General features: G+C 30.6%; 1 protein-coding gene. It reads right to left on the bottom strand.

Translation table 11 applies throughout. The features are described 5' to 3' along the window. A partial coding sequence (gene tnpA / locus AAIE21_RS29420) for an IS200/IS605 family transposase (protein ID WP_343269882.1) occupies nt 1-229 on the bottom strand: 229 nt, incomplete at its 3' end. Between the last annotated feature and the right edge of the window lie 98 nt (nt 230-327).

The raw sequence follows: 327 nt of genomic DNA, 5'->3' as shown, positions 1-327 counted from the left end.
TGAACTTTGTCATTTCTGTATTCGGGTGTGCCTTGAACAAGATATGTACATGGTCAACATCATGATTCCATTCTACCAATGTTATATTATACTTCCCAGATAACCGTACAAACATGTCTTTTGCATAATCTGACATATCATTATCAAATACATTTCTTCTGTATTTTACGACTAATACAAGGTGATAATACAATAGGAACACTGAATGATTATTACTATCTAATTTCACTGTAATACCAACCTTTCTATTTTATAAGACTGATTATATCAGAACAAAAAAATAAAAAGCAAAGTTAAGTGCTTTTTAGCTACGCCAAACCGAAATTC

This window comes from Paenibacillus sp. 102 (genome assembly GCF_039549175.1).
In the GTDB taxonomy this organism is placed as follows: domain Bacteria; phylum Bacillota; class Bacilli; order Bacillales; family Bacillaceae_G; genus Bacillus_A.
The sequence above is the reverse complement of the archived record's forward strand: the minus strand, read 5'-3'. Positions and strand labels throughout refer to the sequence as shown.